A 20,372-nucleotide genomic window follows, 5' to 3' on the forward strand; every position below is an offset into this window, starting at 1 on the left:
TGGCAGGCGGGGGCCACCTGCGCAACGGCTAAAACTTGGCAAAATCCACGTTTCGTTGCGGCGCGCTGCACTCTTGCGCCGCAGCAGGGCTGCGCGCCTTTGCAGGGTAAAATGCCCTAGCCGCTCTTCAGTCTGTCTTCCATTTCAGCAAAGGTGGGGCGGAAGGGGTAGGGGATGGCCCTGCGCCCGTATTCCACGGCGATAAGGGGTGTGGACCCGCGAATGGCCGCTGCCACGGCTTCCTTGATGGAATGATAGTAAAAATGTTCTTCGGCCACGTAGTTTTCAAGCTTGGAGCCCATGGGGCCGAAAAGGCCGTAGCAGCAGAGAATACCAAAGAATGTGCCGACGAGGGCCGCGCCGATGTAGTGGCCGAGAACTTCCGGCGGCTCATTGATCTTGCCCATGGCGAGAACCACGCCGAGCACGCAGGCCACGATACCCATGCCGGGCAGCGATTCGGCCATGTGTCCCACGGCATGGGCGGGCAGGGTGCCTTCTTCGCGCATGGTGGCGATATCCACGTCCATGAGGCTGTCGATGTCGGCCGGGTCGCCCGTGGTCAGATAGACGCGCAGGGTGTCGCCGATAAAGTTGACGATCTTCGTGTCCTTGGACACGTTGGGATATTTGCTGAAAATGGGGCTGGATTCGGGTTTTTCCACATCGCTTTCAATGCTGATGACGCCTTCGCGGTGCATCTTGGAAAAGAGCGTGTACAGCAGGGCCAGCGTTTCAAGATAGCGCCCCTTGCTGGACCCTGGGTCGGCAAAAAGGTGCTTCATGCTCTTGAGGATGAGCCCGAAGGTATACTTGGTCTGCGAGCCAAAAAAGGCTCCCAGGCCGCAGCCGAGAATGATGATGAATTCTGCGGGCTGAAAGAGGATGGCCCATTCACCGTGGGCCAGGGTGTATCCCGTAAACACCGAAGCCGCAACGATGCCAAGACCTATTAATAAATACATAGTGCCGCCTGTAGGCTCAATTCGTCCTGTGTCGTTCCATCACCTGCCGTGCCGGGGGATGACGTTCCCCGGAAAAGTGTTGCGGAGCCGGTATGTGCCCGTTGCCCGCACTTGGCAGGCCACTGGCCGCCGATGCTGCCGCCAGGCCCGCAGTGGCAAACATGCCAGCAGGGTGCCGCGTAGTCAAAGCCCTTTCCGGCCATTTCAGAATGGCGTGCGCCACTCCAAGGGAGGCTCAGACCAAGGTTTTCTACATTCTTAACGCCTGACCGTGTAAAATCTTTAGCCTGTCACACGGAAAAGGCAAGCCCCGGTATGGGAAAATGTTCCGAACAACATCGGAGCATATATAGGATAATGGTGTAATCAGACAGTATTTTCTGTTTGTCTGCACGGATTTTATCCCATGTGCCATGCCCCTGGCGTCTGGAGCGTCTTACCTTTGAAAAAAGTTGCCTGCCCGGACGCAGTACAAGAATGCAGCGCGTGGCAACCTGCGTGGATTCAGTCGAAAATCACATTTTTCGGCTGAATCCACGCTTTGAACTGTGTAGCATTTCAAAGTCAATCTGCTCTAGTTGCCAAAGAGATCCCGCACGAATCCTTCTGCGCCGCGTATGCCGTCCTGCAAGAGTTCAGGAAGTTTTTTGCTCTTGCCCTGCGCAAATCGCGGGTCAAGGCTGTATCCGATATTGCTGAACGGCCCTTTGGCAATGACCGGCACGCTCATGCCCAGGGTTTCCACAGTGGCTGACGCCTCCAGATACTGTCGCGGCAGGCTGACTTTCGCCTGCCCCCGGGCGCTGAGTCCCGTGGCGCTCACCGTGACGGGGCTGGCGTGTATGACGCCGTTTTTGACGGTAAAGGGGGCGCGCGCAAGATCAAAAACGTTCGGCACAGGCTTGCCCACGATGCCGGGCACGTTGGCGGGCAGGGTGGGCAGGGATTTCAGGCGCATCTGCCGTATTTCAAGCAGCCCCGAACCGGAAAGACTGTTTTGCAGGGCAACGGCGCTTTTGCCGTGCATGCTCAGGTCGGCGTCCAGACGGGCGGTGCCCTCCACGGGGCGGCCCTTGTCCAGGCTTTCCAGCAGCGCGCCCAGATCCACGTCCGACGCCGTGCCGTTTACGGTATAGGCCGCGGCTGGCACATTGGCCGTGCCCTCGGCCTTGATGAAGCCGCCGCTGCCGAGGGTGCAGTTGAAGGTAGAAATCTTGTAGTTGCCGCGCAGGCCCTGCGCCACGAACTGCACATCCCTGGCGTGCACCTTGCCTTGACGGAGGCCCGCCAGCGCGGCACGGATGTTGATGTCCGGCATGGAGGACACGTCGGTTCCCCCGGATTTTTTGTCTTTTGGTTCGCCAGTCGTCTGCACCTGCGGCTTGCTGCTTTCGGGCAGGGGCAGGTAATTGTCCAGATTGACGGCGCTGGCCTGCATGTCGGTCGTGATGGACAGGGGCGCGTCCGGTTCCATGCCCAGGCGGAACTGGCCGCTCAGGGTCACGTCGTCCATAAGGGCGTCAATGTCCGAAAGATTGAGGCTGTTGTCGCCGTAGGCCAGTCTGCTCTTGATTTTGAGCGTATCCGCAACGTCGCGGGGGGCGGGTTTGAGCGGTTGCCCCATCAGGGCGGCCAGCTTGCGCAGGGACGCATCCAGTTCAAGGTTGCCCGTGAAGGAGGGCGGGTTGAACGATGCTTCGCCCTGAAGGCCCAGGCGCGCCTGCGGCGTGGTAACCCAGCATTTGGCCACATGCATGCGCCACGCGTCCGTGTCCAGACTGCCTTCGATATTCAGCTGCAGGGGCCCGGCTTCCTTGGGCAGGGGGCCGGTCAGGGGGCTTAAGGTCAGCAGGGTCTGGCGCAGGGCGAGGTTGGGCGGCGCATAGCGCAGCTTGGCCGACAGGGCCAGGTTGGCCGACAGAGGCACGGCCATTACCGTGCCGTTCTTTGCCGTATTGGTGGCCGTAGCTGTGGCCGTATTGGTGACTGTGCCCGTCGCCGTATCCGCCGTCGTTCCCGCCGCCGCGCCCGTCGCCGTGCCCATGGTTTTGTCCGGGTGGCTGGCGGTATAGGTAAAGTCGCACTGGGCCACAGCCTCTTGCCCCGGTTGCAGATTTTCCACCGAAAGATTCAGGGCGCCGAGGGTCAGGGTCTGCCCCTGCGCGTCTGTATAGCGCACCAAGCCCTGTCGAGCGACCAGGCGTTTCAACGCAAAGGCCGGAGTCGCTCTTTCAAGCGTCTTGGCCTGCTCCACAGCCGGAGCCTTGACGCCTGCCTTGGGAACGGGCGCGTCCGCAGGATTGCCGGAAACGCGGGAATCCGCCGCGCCAGAGTCAGTGCCGGGGGCCTTGTCGGCAGCGGCGGGGGTCGGGGCAGAGATATGGCCAGGGGCCGGGGCAGAGGTATGGCCAGGGGCCGCATCTGGAGCGGCAGTAAGGGCCGCGCCGCCAGCGCCGCCAGCGCCAGTAGCAGCGGGCGCAGCGGGGGCAGCGGGAATTGCGGGCGCGGCGACATACTGCCGCACTTCCACCACAGGATTGTCCAGGCGCACCTCATGCACGACCATGGAGCCGGAAAGCAGCGGCATCAACTCAAGTTCCGCCATGCCGCTCCTGACCGAAAAAACGAGGCTGTCGCCCATCTCCGGCTGGCCCCAGCGGGCCTGCCCGAAGCGCACGCCAGGGGGAAAAAAGGAAATCTGCGGCGCAGTTTCAAAGACCAGCGGCTTGCCCGTGGACCTGGCCGTGGCGTCAGCGATCTGGCGGATAACAAAGGCGGTGTCTATCTGGCTGAGAACAATGGCCAGGGCCGCCGCGACAACCAGCAGCACGCCAGCGGTCCAAAGCAGAAAACGTTTCATCATGTCTCCAAAAAACTCTCGTGGCACATATGCCGGAACATTCCTGACCGGCAAAGGCTGCCGTGCGCGTGGCCAGCGCCAGGAGCATTGCCGGGAGCGGCCCGGTTTTTTCACTACCATCTCCTTTATACGAAAAGGGCAAATACTGTGCAAGTTGACCGCCAGTCGTTGGCTTGCGCCATTTTCGCGGGGTCGCTTGCCCACGGCCATACTTGCGCGTATGAAAAATCCATGTCCTCTGCACCTTCTCCCCCCACGCCTGTTTCCTCTGGTCAGGCTGAAGCCTCCGGCGACGCATCACCGCCTTCCGTCCGTTCTTTTAAAGGCCCGGCGGGGTTGCCTCCTGCGATCATGTTTCAGGGAACCTGCTCCAACGCGGGCAAAAGTCTGCTCACAGCGGCCCTGTGCCGTCTGCTGGCGCGGCAGGGGATTCGTGTCGTGCCCTTCAAGGCGCAGAACATGGCGCTCAATTCTTTTGTGACCGCCGACGGCAAGGAGATGGGACGCGCCCAGGCGCTTCAGGCCGCCGCCTGCGGTCTGGCCGCCGATGTGCGCATGAATCCCGTTCTTTTGAAGCCCACATCCAACACGGGCTCTCAGGTTATCGTGCTGGGGGAGCCGGTGGGGCAGATGCGTGTGGGGGCCTATCTGCGGTACAAGCCCGAAGCCTGGAAGGCCGTGCGGCGCGCCTACCGCAGTCTGGCGGCCGAAGCCGACGTGGTGGTGCTGGAAGGGGCGGGCAGCCCGGCCGAGATCAACCTCAAGGCGCACGATATCGTGAACATGCGCATGGCCCGCTATGCCCGCGCTCATGTGGCCCTTGTGGCTGACATTGACCGGGGCGGAGCCTTCGCGGCCCTGGCGGGCACCATGGCGCTGTTGACGCGGGCGGAAAGGGCGCGGGTGGCCGGTTTTATACTCAACAAGTTTCGCGGGGACCCCACGCTGCTGGACCCGGCCCTGCACAGCCTCACCCGCCGCACGGGCAAGCCTTTCTGGGGCGTTGTGCCCATGCTGGAAAATCTGCGCCTGCCCGAAGAGGACTCCGTCAGCTTCAAGCTGGGCATCACGCCCGGCCTCAGCATGGGGCAGGGCCGTGCGGCAGACGCAGAAGCGCTGGATATGGTGGTGCCCGACCTGCCCCACATCAGCAATGCCACCGACCTGGATGCCCTGCGGCAGGAGCACGGACTGCGCCTGCGCATCGTGCGCTCTGGCGAGGACTGGGGGCATCCGCACGTTGTTATTGTGCCCGGCAGCCGTAACACCGTGGCCGACCTGCGTTTTTTGCGCGCCACGGGCCTGGCTGACGCCATAACGCGCTTTGCCCGCACAGCCCTTGAAGAGAAGCGCGGCGCGCTGGTGGGCATCTGCGGGGGCCTGCAGATGCTCGGCAGCGTCATTGACGATCCTCTGGGTCTTGAGGAGGGCGGCCTTGAGCGCGGCCTCGGAATTTTGCCCCTGAAAACCCGTCTTGAAGCGGACAAAAAGCTGCTGCGGGTCACGGGGCGGGCCTGCGTCTGCCTTACGGCCAACCCACCGGAACAATGCATCGACAGCGCGGCGGCCGGGGGGCTTATGGCCCATGCCCAGGAAGTTGAAGGCTATGAAATTCACCATGGCCGCACCGCGCCCCTGCCAGAAGTGGCAGATGAAGAGGCGCATGCCCGCAACCCCCGCGTGGTGCTGGCGGACGCGGCGGGACGCCCCCTGGGCTGGGGCCTGTGCGACGCCGCCGGCCGGGCAAGGGTCTGGGGCAGCTATGTACACGGTCTTTTTGATGCCGACGCCTTTCGCCATGCTTTTCTGTCTTCCCTGCGCAGGGACTGCGGCATGCCGCCCCTTGAGGGTTCCCCTTACGCTCTTGGCCCGGAGCTTGACAGGCTGGCGGACTGTGTTGAGAACTCTCTGGACATGGCGGCCATTTACGGGCTTCTTGGGCTGTGCTAGCGTGAACGGGGCCGTGCTTTTACGCACGCCATGCCGGAAAAAGAAATGTCGCTCGCCTGCCTTCCCGGCCACCAGGGATCGCGGCGCGCGGATAGGCTCCGCCTGGTCGGGGCAAGGGGTATCGGTCGTACCCGGGTTACGGGAGCACAAGGCATGAGCATCAGAACCCTCATCAAAACTTCCAACATGGTGCAACTGGGCGTGGTTCTCATGCTTGGCCTGTGCATCGTATGGCTCGGACGCAGCCTGTCCGAAGTCAACGGGCTTTTGCACAACTACTACCGTATTGCGAGTCTGCTTGTCGAAATAGGCAATACCCCGCGCGAAAGCTACCACGCCGCGCTTGACTACCTTTCCACTGGTGATGCTGCCCACTTTGAGCGCTGGCAACGTCTTTTGCGTGAGGAACGTGGCGAGGATATCCGCCCCGACACGGCCAGGGTGGCCCCAGGTGAGCGCGTGGCCCTGTCCACCCTGGTGGACAATCTGGAGGTGGATGCCTCCACGCGCGCGAAGATGCATGCCATTCTGGCGCAGGTGGACACGTTCAACATCATGACCGAGGACGTCCTCAATCTTGCCCGTGGGCAAAAGCTCGACTCCGATGCAACGGCGTCCGCCGCCTGGATCGCCCGCCCCGGCCCGCAAGCCGCCCTGCGCATGATGCACGACTGCCATCTGGCCCGAATGCCGGACGCCATCGCCGCAGACGCCAGCCATCTTGGCAGCATGCAGTACGCCGATTTTTTTGTCCGCCTGGACAAGCGTGAGGGCCTTCTGCGCTGGACCATGCTGGCAGCCCTGGGCGGGCTGATCCTGCTTGGGGCCTCCGTGCTGGGCAATACCTGCATTTTCATAACGCGCGTGGCCAACCCCCTGGACAGGGTAAGCGGGTATGCCGAAAGCATCGCCGCCGGACTTGATCCGGAACCACTGCAACTCCGGCACAGGGATGAGCTGGCGGGCATGTTCGCCTCGCTGCAGCGTATGAAGGACACGCTTTTTTCGCGCATCAGCGAATTGAAAGAAGTGGAAATGTGGGCGCGCAAAAGCCGTCAGCAGGCCATACAGGCGCGGTCGCAGGCGCTCACGTCGCTGGAGCTCGCCCAGCGGGCCTCCCACGTGCAGGACGATTTTTTGCGCCGCATCAGCCATGAAATACGCACGCCGCTCAATGCCATCATCGGCATGAGTTACCTCAGTCTGCAAACGGATCTCAGCGGCGTGCAGCGCGACTACCTTGCCCATATCAATAAATCCGGAAGCGTGCTGCTGGACATGGTCAACAGGATTCTGGATTTTTCCAGCGCCAGCGAAGGGTCCATGCGTATGGAACGCAGGATTTTCGACCTGCCGGGCTTTCTGGAACTGCTGCGTCAGAGCGTGGCGGGCACGGCTCTGGAAAAGCGCCTTTTGCTCAGTGTGACGCGGGGCCCGTCCATTCCTGCCACCGTGGCGGGTGATGAGCGCCATCTGGAAGAAGTGCTGCGCATCCTGCTGGACAATGCCGTCAAATACACTGTGCGCGGCAGCGTCGCATTGCGCGTGCAGCGGGCGGACGAACCCGCCGCCACAGAAGGAGCCCTGCGGCTGACCTTTGTGGTGGAGGACAGCGGCCCCGGCCTGCGCGAAGAGGACTGGAAAAAGCTTTTTGAGCCCTTTGCCCTGGGGGACGAGTCCATGACGCGGTCGCGCAGCGGCCTGGGCCTGGGGCTTGCGCTGGCGCGGCAGCTGGTCAGCCTTATGGGTGGCGAGCTTGAGGTGTTCAGCGTGCCGGGAGAAGGCAGCCGTTTCTTTTTTTCGGTGGATGTGGATACAGTGGACAGCTTCAGCCTGTCTGCCGGTTCTGCGGAAAAAACGCCCCTTGCCCGGCCTGTGCGCCCTGTCGACGGCTCTCCCGGGATTTTCTTCACCGGAGCGCAGAGTCCGGCAGGCGAGCCCGGCGGCCGTACGCGGGCCATGCCCGAAACTGACGCCATGCCCGAAATCGGCGCCATGCCCGAAATCGGCGTTGGGTCTGAATCGGCGGCAGGCCAGCCAGCCCTGGCGGCTGACGGCGTGGAGGCCCCGGATCCGGGCGCATTTCTGCCCCGTACGGTGCTGGTGGTGGAAGACAATGACATCAACGCGCAAATCGCGTGTGAACTGCTGCAACAGGCGGGACTGAACGTCGTGCTGGCAGCCAACGGGCAGGAAGCCCTGGACCGGCTGAAAGCGCCCGAGCACGGGGACATAGCCCTGGTGCTGATGGATGTGCAGATGCCGGTCATGGACGGTCTTGAGGCCACAAGGCGCATCCGTTCCGAGGGGTTCGCCCCGGTGGACTTGCCCGTCATTGCCATGACGGCCCATGCGGACGTGTCTTCGCGCATGGACGGCAAGGAGGTGGGCATGAACGCCTACCTCACCAAACCCGTAAATCCTGAAACGCTCTATGACTGCCTTGAAAAATGGCTGCCGGGCGGGCTCCGTCGCAATCCTTTCAGGAATGCGCAGGCTGAGGACGCACTGTCGCCAGACCCGCAGGTGGGCTCTTTTCTTTCAAGCTCCGGCGAGGAAGACAGCCATGCCAGGCGTCTGCAGGCCATCAAGGCCCGCACGAAGGGGCAGCACAACCCCGTCATCAATATTGAGGCCGGTCTTGCCACCGTGGGCAACGACAGAAAACTGTATCTTGAGCTTTTGTTCCGTTTTGTGGAACACTATGGCGACAGCGCCGTCCAGCTGCGCGACCTGGTGCGTGACGGCAACCTTGATGCCGCCGTCCGTCTGGCGCATACCGTCAAGGGCGTGGCCGCCAATCTGGGGGTGGAACGCGTCCTCCGCCTGACCCGCATGATGGAAAACGCCCTGCCGGATGCCCCGCTGGATCCGGGGCTGCTCAATGCCTTTGAGGCAGAAATGGCGCGTGTGCTCGAATATGTTCAAAGTGTAAAAGGCCTTGACCGCGAAACCAGAAGCGGCAACCTGCAACTCGCCGAAGAGCACCGCACCGCGCTGCTGGCCCTGCTGGGCGAATTGCCCCAGCGTATGGAAAGGGACTGGGGCGGCGTGGAAGACGCGCTGGAAGCACTGATTCCGCTGATGGAAGGCACGCCCCATGCTGAAGAAGTGGCGGCCATACTGGTGGCTGTCAAAGATTTTGATATGGACGGCATGACAGACAAAGCCAGCCAGTTGCGGCAAAAGCTGCTGCGCGGGCAAGCCTGACGTGTTTTCACGGGGCAATGTCGCCTGTGCCCTTTTGCCGCAGGCGTTCTGGCCGATAAAGCCAATGGGGCCTTTTGCCCGCCACTGATGGAGGTAGGACCATGGATCATACAGCAGATACCGCGTTTGAGCGGAGCGTTGAAGACGGGCACGAAGGCGACAGGCTGCAGCTGGTCACCTTTCATATAGCTGGAGAAGAATTTGGCGTGGACATCCTTTCCGTGCAGGAAATCATCCGGCCCATGCAGATAACCATGGTGCCGCATGCGGCGCGTTTCATTGAAGGCGTCATCAATCTGCGGGGCAAGGTCATACCCGTCATCAACATGCGTACCCGTTTCAATATGTCCGCCCTGGAACGCGACAGTGATACCCGTATCGTGGTGATGGAATTTGACCAGAAAATCGTGGGCTTTCTGGTGGACGGCGTTTCAGAGGTGCTGCGCATTCCCGCGTCCACGGTGGAGCCCGCCCCGCCCGTAATCTGCGGCATCGGCTCGGAATATATCAAGGGCGTGGGCAAGCTTGACGATCGCCTGCTTATTCTGCTTGACCTTGACACGTTATTGAGCGAAATGAACGCCGAAGCGGGCTAGGCGGCGTTGCTGCATCATATGCTGATACACCATATCATGCAGGCGCTGCCCGGCGATCCGGCGCATGCCGCGCCGCAGCTACCGGACGGGCGTCTGCCCGCCGGACAATCGCCCGCGCAGCAGGAGGCTGTATGTCCATGCGTCTTTCCCGTTCCATAGTGGGTGAAGCAGAGGCCCGTGCCGTCAGCCGTGTTCTTCTTGAAGACGGCTATCTTGGCATGGGCAATGAAGTGCGGCTTTTTGAAGAAGAAGTGGCCCGGTATCTCGGCGTAAGGCCGGATCAGGTCATTACAACCAATACGGGCACGGCGGCCCTGCATCTGGCCGTCGACGCCGTGGCCGCCCAGTGCTCTGTGCCGGGCAAGCCCGAAGTGCTTGTGCCCTCCCTGACCTTTGTGGCGTCCTTTCAGGCCATCAGCGCCGCAGGCTGCGTGCCTGTGGCCTGCGACGTGCTGACAGAAACCGGCACCCTTGATCTGGCCGATGCCGAAAAACGCCTTACCCCCAATACCATAGCCCTCATGTACGTGGACTATGCCAGCAACCCCTGGCACCTCGACGAGGTCTATGACTTTGCCTGCCGCAAGGGACTGCGCGTCGTTGAAGACGCCGCCCATGCGTTCGGCTGCAAGCATGACGGCCGCAAGATCGGCAGTTTCGGCGATATGGTCTGCTTCAGCTTTGACGGCATCAAGAATATTACCTGCGGCGAAGGCGGCTGCCTGGTGGCTTTTGACGCCGAAGCCGGACGGCTGGCTTCCGACGCCCGCCTGCTCTCTGTGGAAGATGACGCGCAAAAGCGTTTTGCCGGGGCCCGCTCCTGGGACCCTGACGTGAAACGGCAGGGCTGGCGCTACCATATGAGCAACATTATGGCCGCCATCGGACGCGTGCAGCTTTCGCGCCTCGATGCGGAGTTCATCCCCGCGCGGCGCGCCCTTGCGGCCCGCTATGCCGAACGCCTGTCCGGCGTGTCGGGTGTGGCCCTGCTGCGCACCGACCCCCGCGATTTTGTGGTGCGCCATATCATGCCGGTACGCGTGCTTGACGGCCGCAAGGATGCGGTGAAGGAAGCTCTGGCCGCCCAGGGCCTGCCCACTGGCGTCCATTACAAGCCCAATCACCTTTTGAGTTACTTCGGCCATGGCGAAAGCCTGCCCGTTACCGAACAGCTGTACGCCGAACTGGTGACGCTGCCCATGCATCCCGGTCTGACCGTGGAAGATGTGGATGCCGTGTGCGCCGGAATAGCCGGGGCATTGAAGAGTTGAGCGGCGAAGGCTTGCAGCCGCCCGGCGTATCTGACCTTGCCGCCTTCGTAAGGGGCCTGCTGGCCAGACGCTGGGTGCGCTTCGGCATGGTGGGCGGGGCGGCCAGCCTCTCGTACATCCTGTTGGGGCTGCTGTTCGTCAACCTGTGGGGCATGCCTGTTCTGGCAGGCAATGCCCTGGCCTATGCGCTGAGTTTCATCGTTTCCTACCTGGGGCAGAGCCTGTGGACATTCCAGGCCGCCGGGCCGGGAGGCGGCCTCTCCCACTGGGCCATGCTGCCGCGTTTTGCCGCCACCCAGGCGGTGGGGCTTGGCCTCAATTCCGTCATCATCTGGCTGCTCATGCGGCTTGGCCTGACCTATGAGGTGGCCATGCCCATGGCCGTGCTGCTTGTGCCGGTCATGGTCTATCTTTTGTGCAAGTACTGGGTGTTCCGTCATAGTGCCGGGATGGAACAGGCTGCCCGGCCTGCCAGCCAGGCGGCTTCATCCGACCATCCCCCAACCAGCAAGGAAAAACCATGAGCGTTCCCGCCGTTTCTGTCATCATGAACTGCCTCAACAGCTCCCGCGACCTGCGCGAAGCTATGGACAGCATCATGGCCCAGACGTTCACGGATTTTGAGATCGTTTTCTGGGATAATGGCTCCACGGACGAAAGCCCCGCCATTGCAAAAAGCTATGGCGAAAAAGTGCGCTATTTCAGAGGTGAAACCACGGTGCCGCTCGGCGCGGGCCGTAATCTCGCCCTGGCGCAGGCCAGAGGGCGGTATATCGCCTTTCTGGACTGCGACGACATCTGGCGGCCCCGCAAGCTGGAGCTTCAGGTGGGGCTGTTCGAGGCCAATCCCCGCGTGGGGCTTGTCAGCACGGACACGGAAATTTTCGACGGCAAAAGAGTCATCAAACGCCTGTTCGCCGAAACACGTCCCGCACGCGGCATGGCCTTTGCCGCGCTGATGGAACGGCAGTGGATTTCCATGTCGTCAGCCATGGTTCGGGCCGAAGCCCTTGCCGGACTTTCCGAGCACGCGGTGCCCACAGGGCAGGGTGAAAACGGCGGCTGGTTTGATGAAAGCCTCAACGTCTGCGAAGAGGCCGACGTTTTTTATCGCATTGCCCACGATTGGGAACTGGACCACGTGGACGAGCCGCTCACGGTGTGGCGTGTACACGGGGAGAACACGACCTTTCGCAAGTTCGGCCAGTTTGCGGACGAAACCCTGCGCATTCTGGACAAGCACCGCCGTCTCTACCCTGGCTACGACCAGGAGCACGCCGGACTTGTGCTCCTGCTTACCCGCCGGGCCGCGTTTCAAAAGGCCGTGGCCCTGTGGCGCGAAGGCAGAAACGCCGAAGCGCGCAAAGTCATGGCCCCCTGGCGGAACAGCGGCAAAAAATATCAGATGTTCTGGTGGGCCAGCTTTTTGCCGGGCGGGTGCTTTGACGCGGCAGCCCGTTTGTATTTTGCCCTTCCTGCCTTCCTTCGCCGGTAAGGCATTCATGGCGCAGCCTCTTAACGTGTGTCTGCGCCAACGGGTCTCGCCATTAGAGCAGATTACCTTTGAAATGCCTCACATTTCAAAGGTATCATTCAGCCGAAAAATGCGATTTGCGGCTGAATCCACGCCACGTTGCGGCGCGCTGCACTCTCGCGCAGCGTTAGAGCATTTACACTTTTTCAAAGTTAAAATGCTCTAAAAATGGTCTCCTCCCCCACGTCCCCCACCCCCAAAATTTTTATGGTATCTGAGAGCAGGTAATCTTTGCAAAAGGTTACCTGCTCTCATGCTGCGTGCGTGCGCAGCAGGAGAGCAGCGTGTCTGCACCAAGCGGTGAGCGCAGCCGCCCAAGGTCTTTTATTCGCGGCACTGCGCGCTGTTTGCTGCGCGTCGGATCTGCCGCAAAAAAAATCTGGGAGTGTATATTTTCAGCGTTGAACTGCCTTGAAGCCGATTTTTTTAGTGTTGATACCGTCCGACTTTCAAAAAAGCATTGTTTTTTGCTCAGGAAACAGGTATCCGTCCAAGAGCTATTCTTGGGGATGGGCGGGTTTCAGATCGCGTGGGATGGACAAGCGCCTGTGACTCGTACCTCCAAAAAACCCACAGCGTTAAGGGAGCAGTTGTTATGGCATGGACGCAAGTTTACGACCCGATGGGCGGCCCCGTATGGTCCGCTCTGGTGGCAGGGATTCCACTCATCAGTCTTTTTTACATGTTGGCGGTTCGACGCGCCAAAGGTCACTACGCCGCGGCTCTGGCCGTGGCCCTGGCCTTCCTTCTCGCCCTCTTTGTCTGGGGCATGCCCACGAGCACGGCATTCAGCGCTCTGACCTACGGGGCGGCCTTCGGCCTCTTCCCGATCATCTGGATTGTTGTCACAGCCGTGTGGGTGTACAACATGACCGTGGAATCGGGCGAATTTGAGTACATCAAGGACTCTCTTGCCCGCCTGACGGACGACCGCCGTCTGCAGGCCATCTTTATCGCCTTTGCCTTCGGTTCGTTCATTGAAGGCACGGCCGGCTTCGGCACCCCGGTGGCCATCACCGCCGCCATGTTGGTGGGCCTGGGCTTCAGACCCCTGTACGCCGCCGGTATCTGCCTTATCGCCAACACCGCCCCCGTGGCCTTCGGCGCCATCGGCATTCCGATCATCGTGGGCGCGCAGGTTTCCGGTCTGAACGAAATGACCGTGAGCCAGATCGTGGGCCGCCAGTTGCCCTTCCTGTCCATTCTTGTGCCCCTGTGGCTCTGCTGCGTCATGTGCGGCTTCCGCCGCGCCATGGAAGTGCTGCCCGCCATTCTTGTGGCCGGTGTGGCCTTTGCCGGTTCGCAGTTCCTGTTCTCCAACTTCCACGGCCCGACCCTGCCTGACATCATGTCGGCCCTGATCACCATCATCGCCCTGGTGCTGCTGCTGCGCGTGTGGAAGCCCGCCCGCATCTGGCGCTTCGAAGGCGAACAGGAAAGCAAGCTTGAAGGCACTGCACCGGCTTTTGGCGTGGTGCTTCGCGCATGGCTGCCCTACATCATTCTGGCCGTCATGGTCTTTTTGTGGGGCCTGCCCCAGTTCAAGAACATGCTTAACGCCATTCCCGGCGCGGTCATGAAGTTCTCCTGGCCCGGCCTGGACGGCATGGTTGAAAAGACCGCCCCCATTGTGGCCAAGAACAGCAATTACGCCGCCGTGTTTATGTTTAACTGGCTGTCTGCTGGCGGTACCGCCATTCTGATCGCCGGTTTCATAGCCGTACCCTTCATGCCCGGCTATTCCTTTGGCAAGGCCATCAGCTGCTTTGGCCGCACCATGTACCAGTTGCGCTTCCCCATTCTGACCATCTCCATGATTCTTGGCCTGGCCTACCTCATGAACTACTCTGGCATGAGCTCCACAATGGGTATTGCCTTCACCCTGACCGGCTCCCTGTTCCCGCTGTTCTCGCCCATCCTGGGCTGGCTCGGCGTGTTCCTGACCGGTTCGGACACCTCCTCCAACGCCCTCTTCTGCGGTATGCAGCGCTCCACCGCCGAAGTGGTGGGCATGGACCCCAACCTGGCCGTGGCCGCCAACTCCTCCGGTGGTGTTACGGGTAAGATGATTTCGCCCCAGTCCATCAGTGTGGCCACCGCGGCTACCAACCTGGTGGGTCATGAAGGCGACCTCTTCCGCTTCACCCTGGGTCACAGTGTCGCCATGACCCTGTTCATCTGCGCGCTCACCTATCTGCAGGCTGGCGTGCTGCACTGGATGCTTCCTTCCTAGCATCCGGCATCAGCTGATTGTACGCGCCGCCCCGCAAGGGGCGGCGCTTTTTTGTTTGAGGCACAGGGACAGCGTGGTGTTGAGCTGTGGCTGTCTGGGAGTCTGCTCGGCTTCATGTTTTGGGCATCTCCTGCGCGCGTTTTTTCTTGACGCGGTAGTTTGATCTCCATATAGTGTACATACACTATATGGAGGCAGAACGATGAAATCCGTTTCGACCCCGCCCCAATCGCCATGCGTCTGCACAAATTTGCGGCGCATAGCCCAACGGGTGACAGGTTTCTACGACGTAGCGCTTGAGTCCGCTGGCATCAGCGTTACCCAGTATTCCTTGCTGGCCAACATTTCGCGCATGCCGGGTTGCGGCACGGGGCAGTTGGCGCAGCGGGTGCGGCTGGAGCGCAGTACCTTGGTGCGCACCCTGCAGCCACTTTTGAGTCAGGGGTTCATCGTGGACAAAGCTCCCGCCGGAAGTCGGAAGCGCCAGCTTTATCTCAGCCCGCTGGGGGAAGACGTTTTCGCCAGGGCAATGCTGTTATGGCAGCAGGCCCAAACGGACATCAAAACGCATCTTGGCGAAAGCTATGAAACGCTTTGGCATATTTTTACGCAGATCGACTCGCTGAAATAGCATTGCCCCAGAATCGTTCTATGGTGGTCCAAGAATAGCATTGCCCCTGGCCGCTTCTGGCTGAATATGCCCTGGTGCCGTACGTGCGCGGATTCGAACAACGAGCGCCAGACCAAGGAAAATCCCCGTGACAAATTCCATCGAAAATCGCCCAATTCATTGCCAGCTTTCCCCAACCGCTCCGGCAAGGGGTTTATGGGTCGTCATCTTCCTGTCCAGCCTTGTACTGATGATTACAATGGGTATTCGCCAGACTGTGGGCCTGTTTGTGCATCCACTGATAGGCGCTACAGGCATGAGCATCACTGAAATGAGCATGGCCCTGGCTATCGGTCAATTGATGTGGGGGGTGTTTCAGCCATTATTTGGGGCTTGGGCCGACAAGAGGGGGCCGCTTCCTGTACTGCTGACAGGCGCGCTGCTTTTGTGCTTGGGGCAGATATGCACGCTTCAGGCGGGATCTTTCTGGAGCATGACACTTGCACAAGGGGTATTAAGCCCGGCCGGGGCGGCTGCGGGCAGCTTTTCCATACTCATAGGCATTGTGGCTGGGCGTTTGCCAGAAGACAAGCGTTCTGTGGCCAGCGGCATCATCAATGCCGGAGGCTCTCTGGGGCAGTTTGCCTTTGCGCCTCTGGTGCAGGCCGCCATCAGTCTTAAGGGCTATACTGGCGGACTGCTGCTTTTGGCGGTTTCTGCGTTGGCGTCCATTGTACCTTCATGGATGCTTTGCCGTCAGACGGGAATGGCGCGGGCTTCTGACAGCCCACTTGCAGCCGGGACGGCCGCCGCCACAAGCGCTGCCAATCGGACGAGCAGTCAGGGTCTCAAGCCGCAGTTGAAAGCAGCCTTTCGTAATCCCAGCTATCTGCTCCTGCACGCAGGTTTTTTTACCTGCGGGTTTCACGTGGCTTTTCTGACTACCCACTTGCCGGGTGAAGTCAGCCTGTGCGGGCACGAGGCTTCGGTTTCGGCCATCAGCCTGTCTCTCATCGGACTGTGCAATATTGCGGGGAGCATCGGGGCTGGCATTCTGGGCAAGTATTTTCGCATGAAGTTTATCTTGTCTGCTCTTTATGCCTTTCGCGCATTGATGATCGCCGTTTATCTCGTTTCGCCCAAGACCGAGCTGACCTTCTATATATTTGCCGTAACTACCGGGTTTACCTGGCTGGCCACGGTCCCCCCCACTGCGGGGATTGTGGGCAAGCTTTTTGGCACGCGCTATCTGGCCACACTTTTTGGGCTGACTCTGTTGACGCACCAGATTGGCGCTTTTCTTGGCGCATGGCTGGGAGGAGTAGCGTTACAATATTCGGGCAACCTTTTGTGGGTCTGGCAGGTAGATATCGCGTTGGCCCTGCTGGCGGCTCTTGTAAATTTGCCAATTAAGGAGGCAAAAGTTGTTCGGACCTAGTGGCATCCGTTGTGATAATATGTAACAGTTACGCAAAAGGATAAAAACAGGAATCCAAAAAAACCACGACATGTCTGGTACTGAGGCATTGCAGCGCTCAAAAATCTTTATAGCGTGTATGTCCAATTCTTTGCGGGCGGAACGATCTCATATTGCATTTGCCAGAAAAAGGCTGTTCCGAAAATCTGATCCATTGGGAGCAATTTTCCGGAACAGCCTTTAGATTGGTAGTGGTAGGTTGCCGTGGCGGCGCTAGCCCAGTAGCATTTCCAGCACGGCATCGGCCAGCAGGGCGGCGGCTTCGGTGACGCGGGGGGCCAGGGGCGGGGCCATGAGAATATCCGTGGTAAAATCGCCCACCAGCACCAGTGCGCCCAAATTTCTCCGGCCCATGGGCGCGCCGCCGCAGCCGCCCATGCCCGACGCGCTGGCAACCCTGTGCCCTGCCAGCAGGGCTCCTTCCACAAACAGGCTTTTGTCATTGGGGTCGTCAAAAGCCTCAATCCAGATGGGGCAGGCTGGCAGCAGGGCGGGCAGGTTGTCTGCCGTGACGTGCAGTTTGTGCGTTGCCACGTCCATATGCGGGTTCAGTTCCAGCAGCAGTTCGCGCAGGGCGTCCACCTTGTGGCGGCCCACGTGGCGCGGCCAGTATTGCTGGCGGTTGAGGTTGGAGGCGTCCACCACGTCGTCGTCCACCAGGGTGATGTGTCCCACGCCGCAACGGGCCAGCATGAGGGCCGCGTTGGAACCAAGGCCCCCAGCACCGGCAATGCCTATGCGGGCACTGAACAGGGCGTCCAGCTGTGCGGGGCTGAAGTAGCGGCCAAGGCCGTCATGCAGAGGATTGGTCATAGTGTCTCCTTGGGGCAGATCTCTGTTGCGCATGTGGAGTCCCAATAGGTTGGAGGCGTTCGCTTTGCTCTGGAATCCTGCGGGCGGTCTGGCCTGCGGAATTGCGCTGGCCTGCGGGATTGCACTGGCCTGCGGGATCGCGCTGGCCTGCTGGATTGCGCTGGTGCTGTGCCGCAGGCGTCGGGCCAGGCCGCTGCCACCCTTTGCCGACGTCGCGGATTCCGGCATCGGCAAAGGATGGGCAGGCGGTTGGCAGGCAGTTAGCAGGCAGTGGCCGGATGTTCCCAGTCCTTGAGCACGGGCTGGTAGCCCATGCCCAGCAGGGCCGAGGTCATTTCTTCCAGGCTGCGGCCGTCGGTGATTTCAAACTGTCCGGGGTTGTGCAGGTCTTCGGTGGCGCGGCCGCCCACGGCCGTGGAAACGCCAGCGGAAACGCGCGTGACCCCAAGGGGCAGCAGGTGGTCGCGCATAAAGGCGCTCTCACGGCTGGAGCAGGTAATGCCCGCACGGGGCAGAAAGCAGCGCAGGGCGGTCACGTACTGCACGAGGTGGCGGTCGTCCAGGGCGTGCGGCACGTCAAAGCTGCCTTCGTGCGGGCAGATGCGCGGTATGGACACGCTGACGTCCATGCCGGGGTAGTGGCGTTGCAGCCACCAGGCGTGCAGGCCCGTGGCAAAGGCGTCCTGCTCGAAGGATTCCAGCCCCAGCAGCGCGCCCACGCCCATGGAGCGCATGCCCGCTTCAGCCGCGCGCTGCGGCGCGTTGAGGCGGAAGGCGTAGTCACGTTTGGGCCCGGCGGGATGCAGCCATGCGTACAGATCGGGATTATACGTTTCCTGAAACATGGTCATGCTGTCCACGCCCGCGTCCACAAGCAGCTTGTATTCGTCGGTGGTGAGGGAGTAGACCTCGATGCCCACAGAGGCGAACCAGGGTTTTATGCGCCGCGCCACATCGGCGATATATTGAGGAGAGGACAGGTGGCGGGCGTCGCCGGTGAGCAGCAGCACATGCTGGAAGCCCTGGTCTGCTATGGCCCTTGCCTCGGCGGCGGCCTCATCCACACTGAGGTGGTGGCGGGGCTGTTTGTTCTTGGCGTTAAAGCCGCAGTAACGGCATTGGTTGGTGCAGACGTCGGAAATGTACAGCGGGGTGAAAATGTGCACCGCCCGGCCGAAAAAACGCAGTGTGAGCTCATGGGCGCGGCGGGCCAGAAGCTCCAGATGCGGGGCGGCGGCTGGGGAAAGAAGTGTCAGAAAATCATCGGGAAGGAGGCTGTGCTTTTCAAGCACGGAAAAAACCTGTTCTTCCGTGGCATTCTGCACGGTCTCGGCCCTTCGTTGCGCGGGCCAGTTCTGCAAAAAATCTTGATATGTTTGCATATGTTTTACCCCCTGGGGGCTGTTTTTACATTAATGATTTTGCGCCAAGGGCAAGGAAAAAGGCTTTTTTACGAAAGGAGTGTACTTTTGCGGTACATGACAAGAGTAAAAAATGGCCTTTTGACGCAGCCAATTGGACAAAAGAATTATTTAGAAACAGTCCCTAGCGCAGAAAGCCCGTAAGCGGGGATGATGCTTCGGCTCCGGCGGCCCTGCCGCGCACAAATCCTGGCCCGGAGAGCCACGCGTTGCGCCCGGCCCGCACAGCCTCGCCAAAGGCGCGCGCCATGACCACAGGGTCGTTGGCCGAGGCTATGGCCGTATTGACCAGACAGGCGGCCGCGCCCATTTCCATGGCTTCGCAGGCTTGTGAAGGCCGCCCGATGCCCGCGTCCACAATGACCGGAAGGTCCAGTTCCTCAATCAGGATGGCGATCATTTCCTTGGTGCGCAGCCCCCTGTTGGTGCCGATGGGCGCGCCAAGGGGCATGATTGCGGCGGCTCCTGCCTCGACGCAGGCACGGGCCACATAGAGATCGGCATTGATGTAGGGCAGTACGGTGAAGCCCTCCTTGGCGAGAGTTTCCGTGGCTTTGGCGGTTTCGTAGCCGTCGGGCAGGAGATGGCGCGTGTCGGAAATGACCTCGATCTTGATCCAGTCGCCGCAGCCAGCAGCGCGGGCCAGTCGGGCGAGGCGCACGGCCTCTTCAGCGTTGCGCGCGCCGGAGGTGTTGGGCAGAAGGCGCATGTGGCCGGGAATGTGCGTCAGTATGTTTTGCGAGGCCTGCCCCGGAGCAGTTCCGTCATTGGGGGAGCCGGGCCTGTCCACACGGCGCATGGCCACTGTGATGACCTGCGAACCGCTGGCCTCGGCCACGGCAGGGATAAGGCTGTCGGCCCCGTATTTGCCGGTGCCGATAAAAAGGCGGCTGGAAAGGCTGACACCGCCCAACATAAAGGAATCATTGGTATTCATGGAGTACTCCGCGCAAAAGCGCTGCTGAAAGATTGCGGTTGTGGAGTTGCGTTTTGCAAACAGGTGGATGCAAGAGGCAGGGCGTCTTTGCGCATATAGATTCTCAAAGACGCGCGCTGGCCCGTTGCAGTGCTGACAGCGCGTATGCCCGCGCCCCCGCCTTCACGGCCAGCGTCTGCCCGCGCAGCCGTCAGAACCCGGCATGCTCAGGACTGGCACACGCTGAACGTGCCCTATCCACCACCCACAAACTGTACAATCTCAAGGCAATCGCCTTCTTGCAGCGTGGTTTGCGCAAAAGTGTCCCTGGCAATGATCTGCCCGTTGCGCTCTACAACCACAGCGCTGGCTTCATACGCCCGCTCTGACAGAAACCGGCTGATGCTGGCGCCTGGCGCGCAGTCCTCGGTTTGGCCGTTAACCACGATGTTCATAAAGAACCTCCATAGGTTACAGGAGCCTGATCCGCGGGGGCGTGGCTGACGGTACCGAGCA

Annotated in this window: 15 protein-coding genes; 9 read left to right on the forward strand and 6 right to left on the reverse strand. The window is 60.9% G+C overall.

The genetic code is table 11. From position 1 onward, the window contains the following. Positions 1 to 116: 116 nt before the first annotated feature. Positions 117 to 965: a flagellar motor stator protein MotA gene (gene motA / locus RBR41_RS10130; protein WP_179980128.1), complete on the reverse strand. Its 849-nt coding sequence runs from the start codon at positions 963 to 965 to the stop codon at positions 117 to 119. A gap of 574 nt (positions 966 to 1,539) precedes the next feature. After that, positions 1,540 to 3,825, reverse strand: a complete 2,286-nt coding sequence (locus tag RBR41_RS10135) for an AsmA-like C-terminal region-containing protein (RefSeq protein ID WP_320352452.1) — start codon at positions 3,823 to 3,825, stop codon at positions 1,540 to 1,542. Positions 3,826 to 4,056: 231 nt separating this feature from the next. On the opposite strand from RBR41_RS10135, the gene RBR41_RS10140 reads away from it, so the two are divergent. The 9 genes from RBR41_RS10140 (at position 4,057) to RBR41_RS10180 (ending at position 16,667) form a co-directional block, all read left to right on the forward strand. Further along, positions 4,057 to 5,775 (forward strand): cobyric acid synthase, encoded by a 1,719-nt coding sequence (locus RBR41_RS10140; protein ID WP_413785150.1) that lies wholly within the window; start codon positions 4,057 to 4,059, stop codon positions 5,773 to 5,775. 153 nt (positions 5,776 to 5,928) lie between these two features. Continuing rightward, complete coding sequence (locus RBR41_RS10145) at positions 5,929 to 8,985, forward strand: response regulator (RefSeq protein WP_320352453.1); 3,057 nt, start codon at positions 5,929 to 5,931, stop codon at positions 8,983 to 8,985. Between the two features lie 101 nt (positions 8,986 to 9,086). After that, complete coding sequence (locus RBR41_RS10150) at positions 9,087 to 9,581, forward strand: chemotaxis protein CheW (protein WP_320352454.1); 495 nt, start codon at positions 9,087 to 9,089, stop codon at positions 9,579 to 9,581. Positions 9,582 to 9,712: 131 nt separating this feature from the next. Further along, the gene (locus RBR41_RS10155) at positions 9,713 to 10,852 is read left to right on the forward strand and encodes a DegT/DnrJ/EryC1/StrS family aminotransferase (protein WP_320352455.1); all 1,140 of its coding nucleotides are present in this window, start codon (positions 9,713 to 9,715) and stop codon (positions 10,850 to 10,852) included. Continuing rightward, positions 10,819 to 11,376 (forward strand): GtrA family protein, encoded by a 558-nt coding sequence (locus RBR41_RS10160; RefSeq protein ID WP_320352456.1) that lies wholly within the window; start codon positions 10,819 to 10,821, stop codon positions 11,374 to 11,376. The genes RBR41_RS10155 and RBR41_RS10160 overlap by 34 nt, the downstream gene beginning before the upstream one ends. Next, positions 11,373 to 12,347 (forward strand): glycosyltransferase family 2 protein, encoded by a 975-nt coding sequence (locus RBR41_RS10165; protein WP_320352457.1) that lies wholly within the window; start codon positions 11,373 to 11,375, stop codon positions 12,345 to 12,347. The genes RBR41_RS10160 and RBR41_RS10165 overlap by 4 nt, the downstream gene beginning before the upstream one ends. Before the next feature lie 634 nt (positions 12,348 to 12,981). Further along, entirely contained in the window at positions 12,982 to 14,619 is a 1,638-nt protein-coding gene (locus RBR41_RS10170; RefSeq protein WP_320352458.1) for a lactate permease LctP family transporter, read from the forward strand. Between the two features lie 202 nt (positions 14,620 to 14,821). After that, on the forward strand, positions 14,822 to 15,250 hold the full coding sequence (locus tag RBR41_RS10175) for a MarR family winged helix-turn-helix transcriptional regulator (RefSeq protein ID WP_320352459.1): 429 nt from the start codon (positions 14,822 to 14,824) through the stop codon (positions 15,248 to 15,250). Positions 15,251 to 15,479: 229 nt separating this feature from the next. After that, the gene (locus RBR41_RS10180; protein WP_320352466.1) at positions 15,480 to 16,667 is read left to right on the forward strand and encodes an MFS transporter; all 1,188 of its coding nucleotides are present in this window, start codon (positions 15,480 to 15,482) and stop codon (positions 16,665 to 16,667) included. 252 nt (positions 16,668 to 16,919) lie between these two features. On the opposite strand, the gene thiF is transcribed toward RBR41_RS10180, so the two are convergent. The 4 genes from thiF to thiS form a co-directional block, all read right to left on the reverse strand. Then, positions 16,920 to 17,519 (reverse strand): sulfur carrier protein ThiS adenylyltransferase ThiF, encoded by a 600-nt coding sequence (gene thiF, locus RBR41_RS10185; RefSeq protein WP_320352460.1) that lies wholly within the window; start codon positions 17,517 to 17,519, stop codon positions 16,920 to 16,922. 260 nt (positions 17,520 to 17,779) lie between these two features. Continuing rightward, positions 17,780 to 18,901, reverse strand: coding sequence for a 2-iminoacetate synthase ThiH (gene thiH / locus RBR41_RS10190; protein ID WP_320352461.1), 1,122 nt, complete (start codon positions 18,899 to 18,901; stop codon positions 17,780 to 17,782). Between the two features lie 163 nt (positions 18,902 to 19,064). Then, positions 19,065 to 19,877 (reverse strand): thiazole synthase, encoded by an 813-nt coding sequence (locus tag RBR41_RS10195; RefSeq protein WP_320352462.1) that lies wholly within the window; start codon positions 19,875 to 19,877, stop codon positions 19,065 to 19,067. A 233-nt stretch (positions 19,878 to 20,110) separates the two neighbouring features. Continuing rightward, on the reverse strand, positions 20,111 to 20,311 hold the full coding sequence (gene thiS, locus RBR41_RS10200; RefSeq protein WP_320352463.1) for a sulfur carrier protein ThiS: 201 nt from the start codon (positions 20,309 to 20,311) through the stop codon (positions 20,111 to 20,113). Between the last annotated feature and the right edge of the window lie 61 nt (positions 20,312 to 20,372).

The organism is Desulfovibrio sp. (assembly GCF_034006445.1).
GTDB lineage: Bacteria > Desulfobacterota > Desulfovibrionia > Desulfovibrionales > Desulfovibrionaceae > Desulfovibrio.

Coding starts and splice junctions, on each gene's coding strand:
- motA (WP_179980128.1), bottom strand. CDS start 965: ATGTATTTATTAATAGGTCTTGGCATCGTTGCGGCTTCGGTGTTTACG.
- RBR41_RS10135 (WP_320352452.1), bottom strand. CDS start 3,825: ATGAAACGTTTTCTGCTTTGGACCGCTGGCGTGCTGCTGGTTGTCGCG.
- RBR41_RS10140 (WP_413785150.1), top strand. CDS start 4,057: ATGTCCTCTGCACCTTCTCCCCCCACGCCTGTTTCCTCTGGTCAGGCT.
- RBR41_RS10145 (WP_320352453.1), top strand. CDS start 5,929: ATGAGCATCAGAACCCTCATCAAAACTTCCAACATGGTGCAACTGGGC.
- RBR41_RS10150 (WP_320352454.1), top strand. CDS start 9,087: ATGGATCATACAGCAGATACCGCGTTTGAGCGGAGCGTTGAAGACGGG.
- RBR41_RS10155 (WP_320352455.1), top strand. CDS start 9,713: ATGTCCATGCGTCTTTCCCGTTCCATAGTGGGTGAAGCAGAGGCCCGT.
- RBR41_RS10165 (WP_320352457.1), top strand. CDS start 11,373: ATGAGCGTTCCCGCCGTTTCTGTCATCATGAACTGCCTCAACAGCTCC.
- RBR41_RS10170 (WP_320352458.1), top strand. CDS start 12,982: ATGGCATGGACGCAAGTTTACGACCCGATGGGCGGCCCCGTATGGTCC.
- RBR41_RS10175 (WP_320352459.1), top strand. CDS start 14,822: ATGAAATCCGTTTCGACCCCGCCCCAATCGCCATGCGTCTGCACAAAT.
- RBR41_RS10180 (WP_320352466.1), top strand. CDS start 15,480: ATGATTACAATGGGTATTCGCCAGACTGTGGGCCTGTTTGTGCATCCA.
- thiF (WP_320352460.1), bottom strand. CDS start 17,519: ATGACCAATCCTCTGCATGACGGCCTTGGCCGCTACTTCAGCCCCGCA.
- thiH (WP_320352461.1), bottom strand. CDS start 18,901: ATGCAAACATATCAAGATTTTTTGCAGAACTGGCCCGCGCAACGAAGG.
- RBR41_RS10195 (WP_320352462.1), bottom strand. CDS start 19,877: ATGAATACCAATGATTCCTTTATGTTGGGCGGTGTCAGCCTTTCCAGC.
- thiS (WP_320352463.1), bottom strand. CDS start 20,311: ATGAACATCGTGGTTAACGGCCAAACCGAGGACTGCGCGCCAGGCGCC.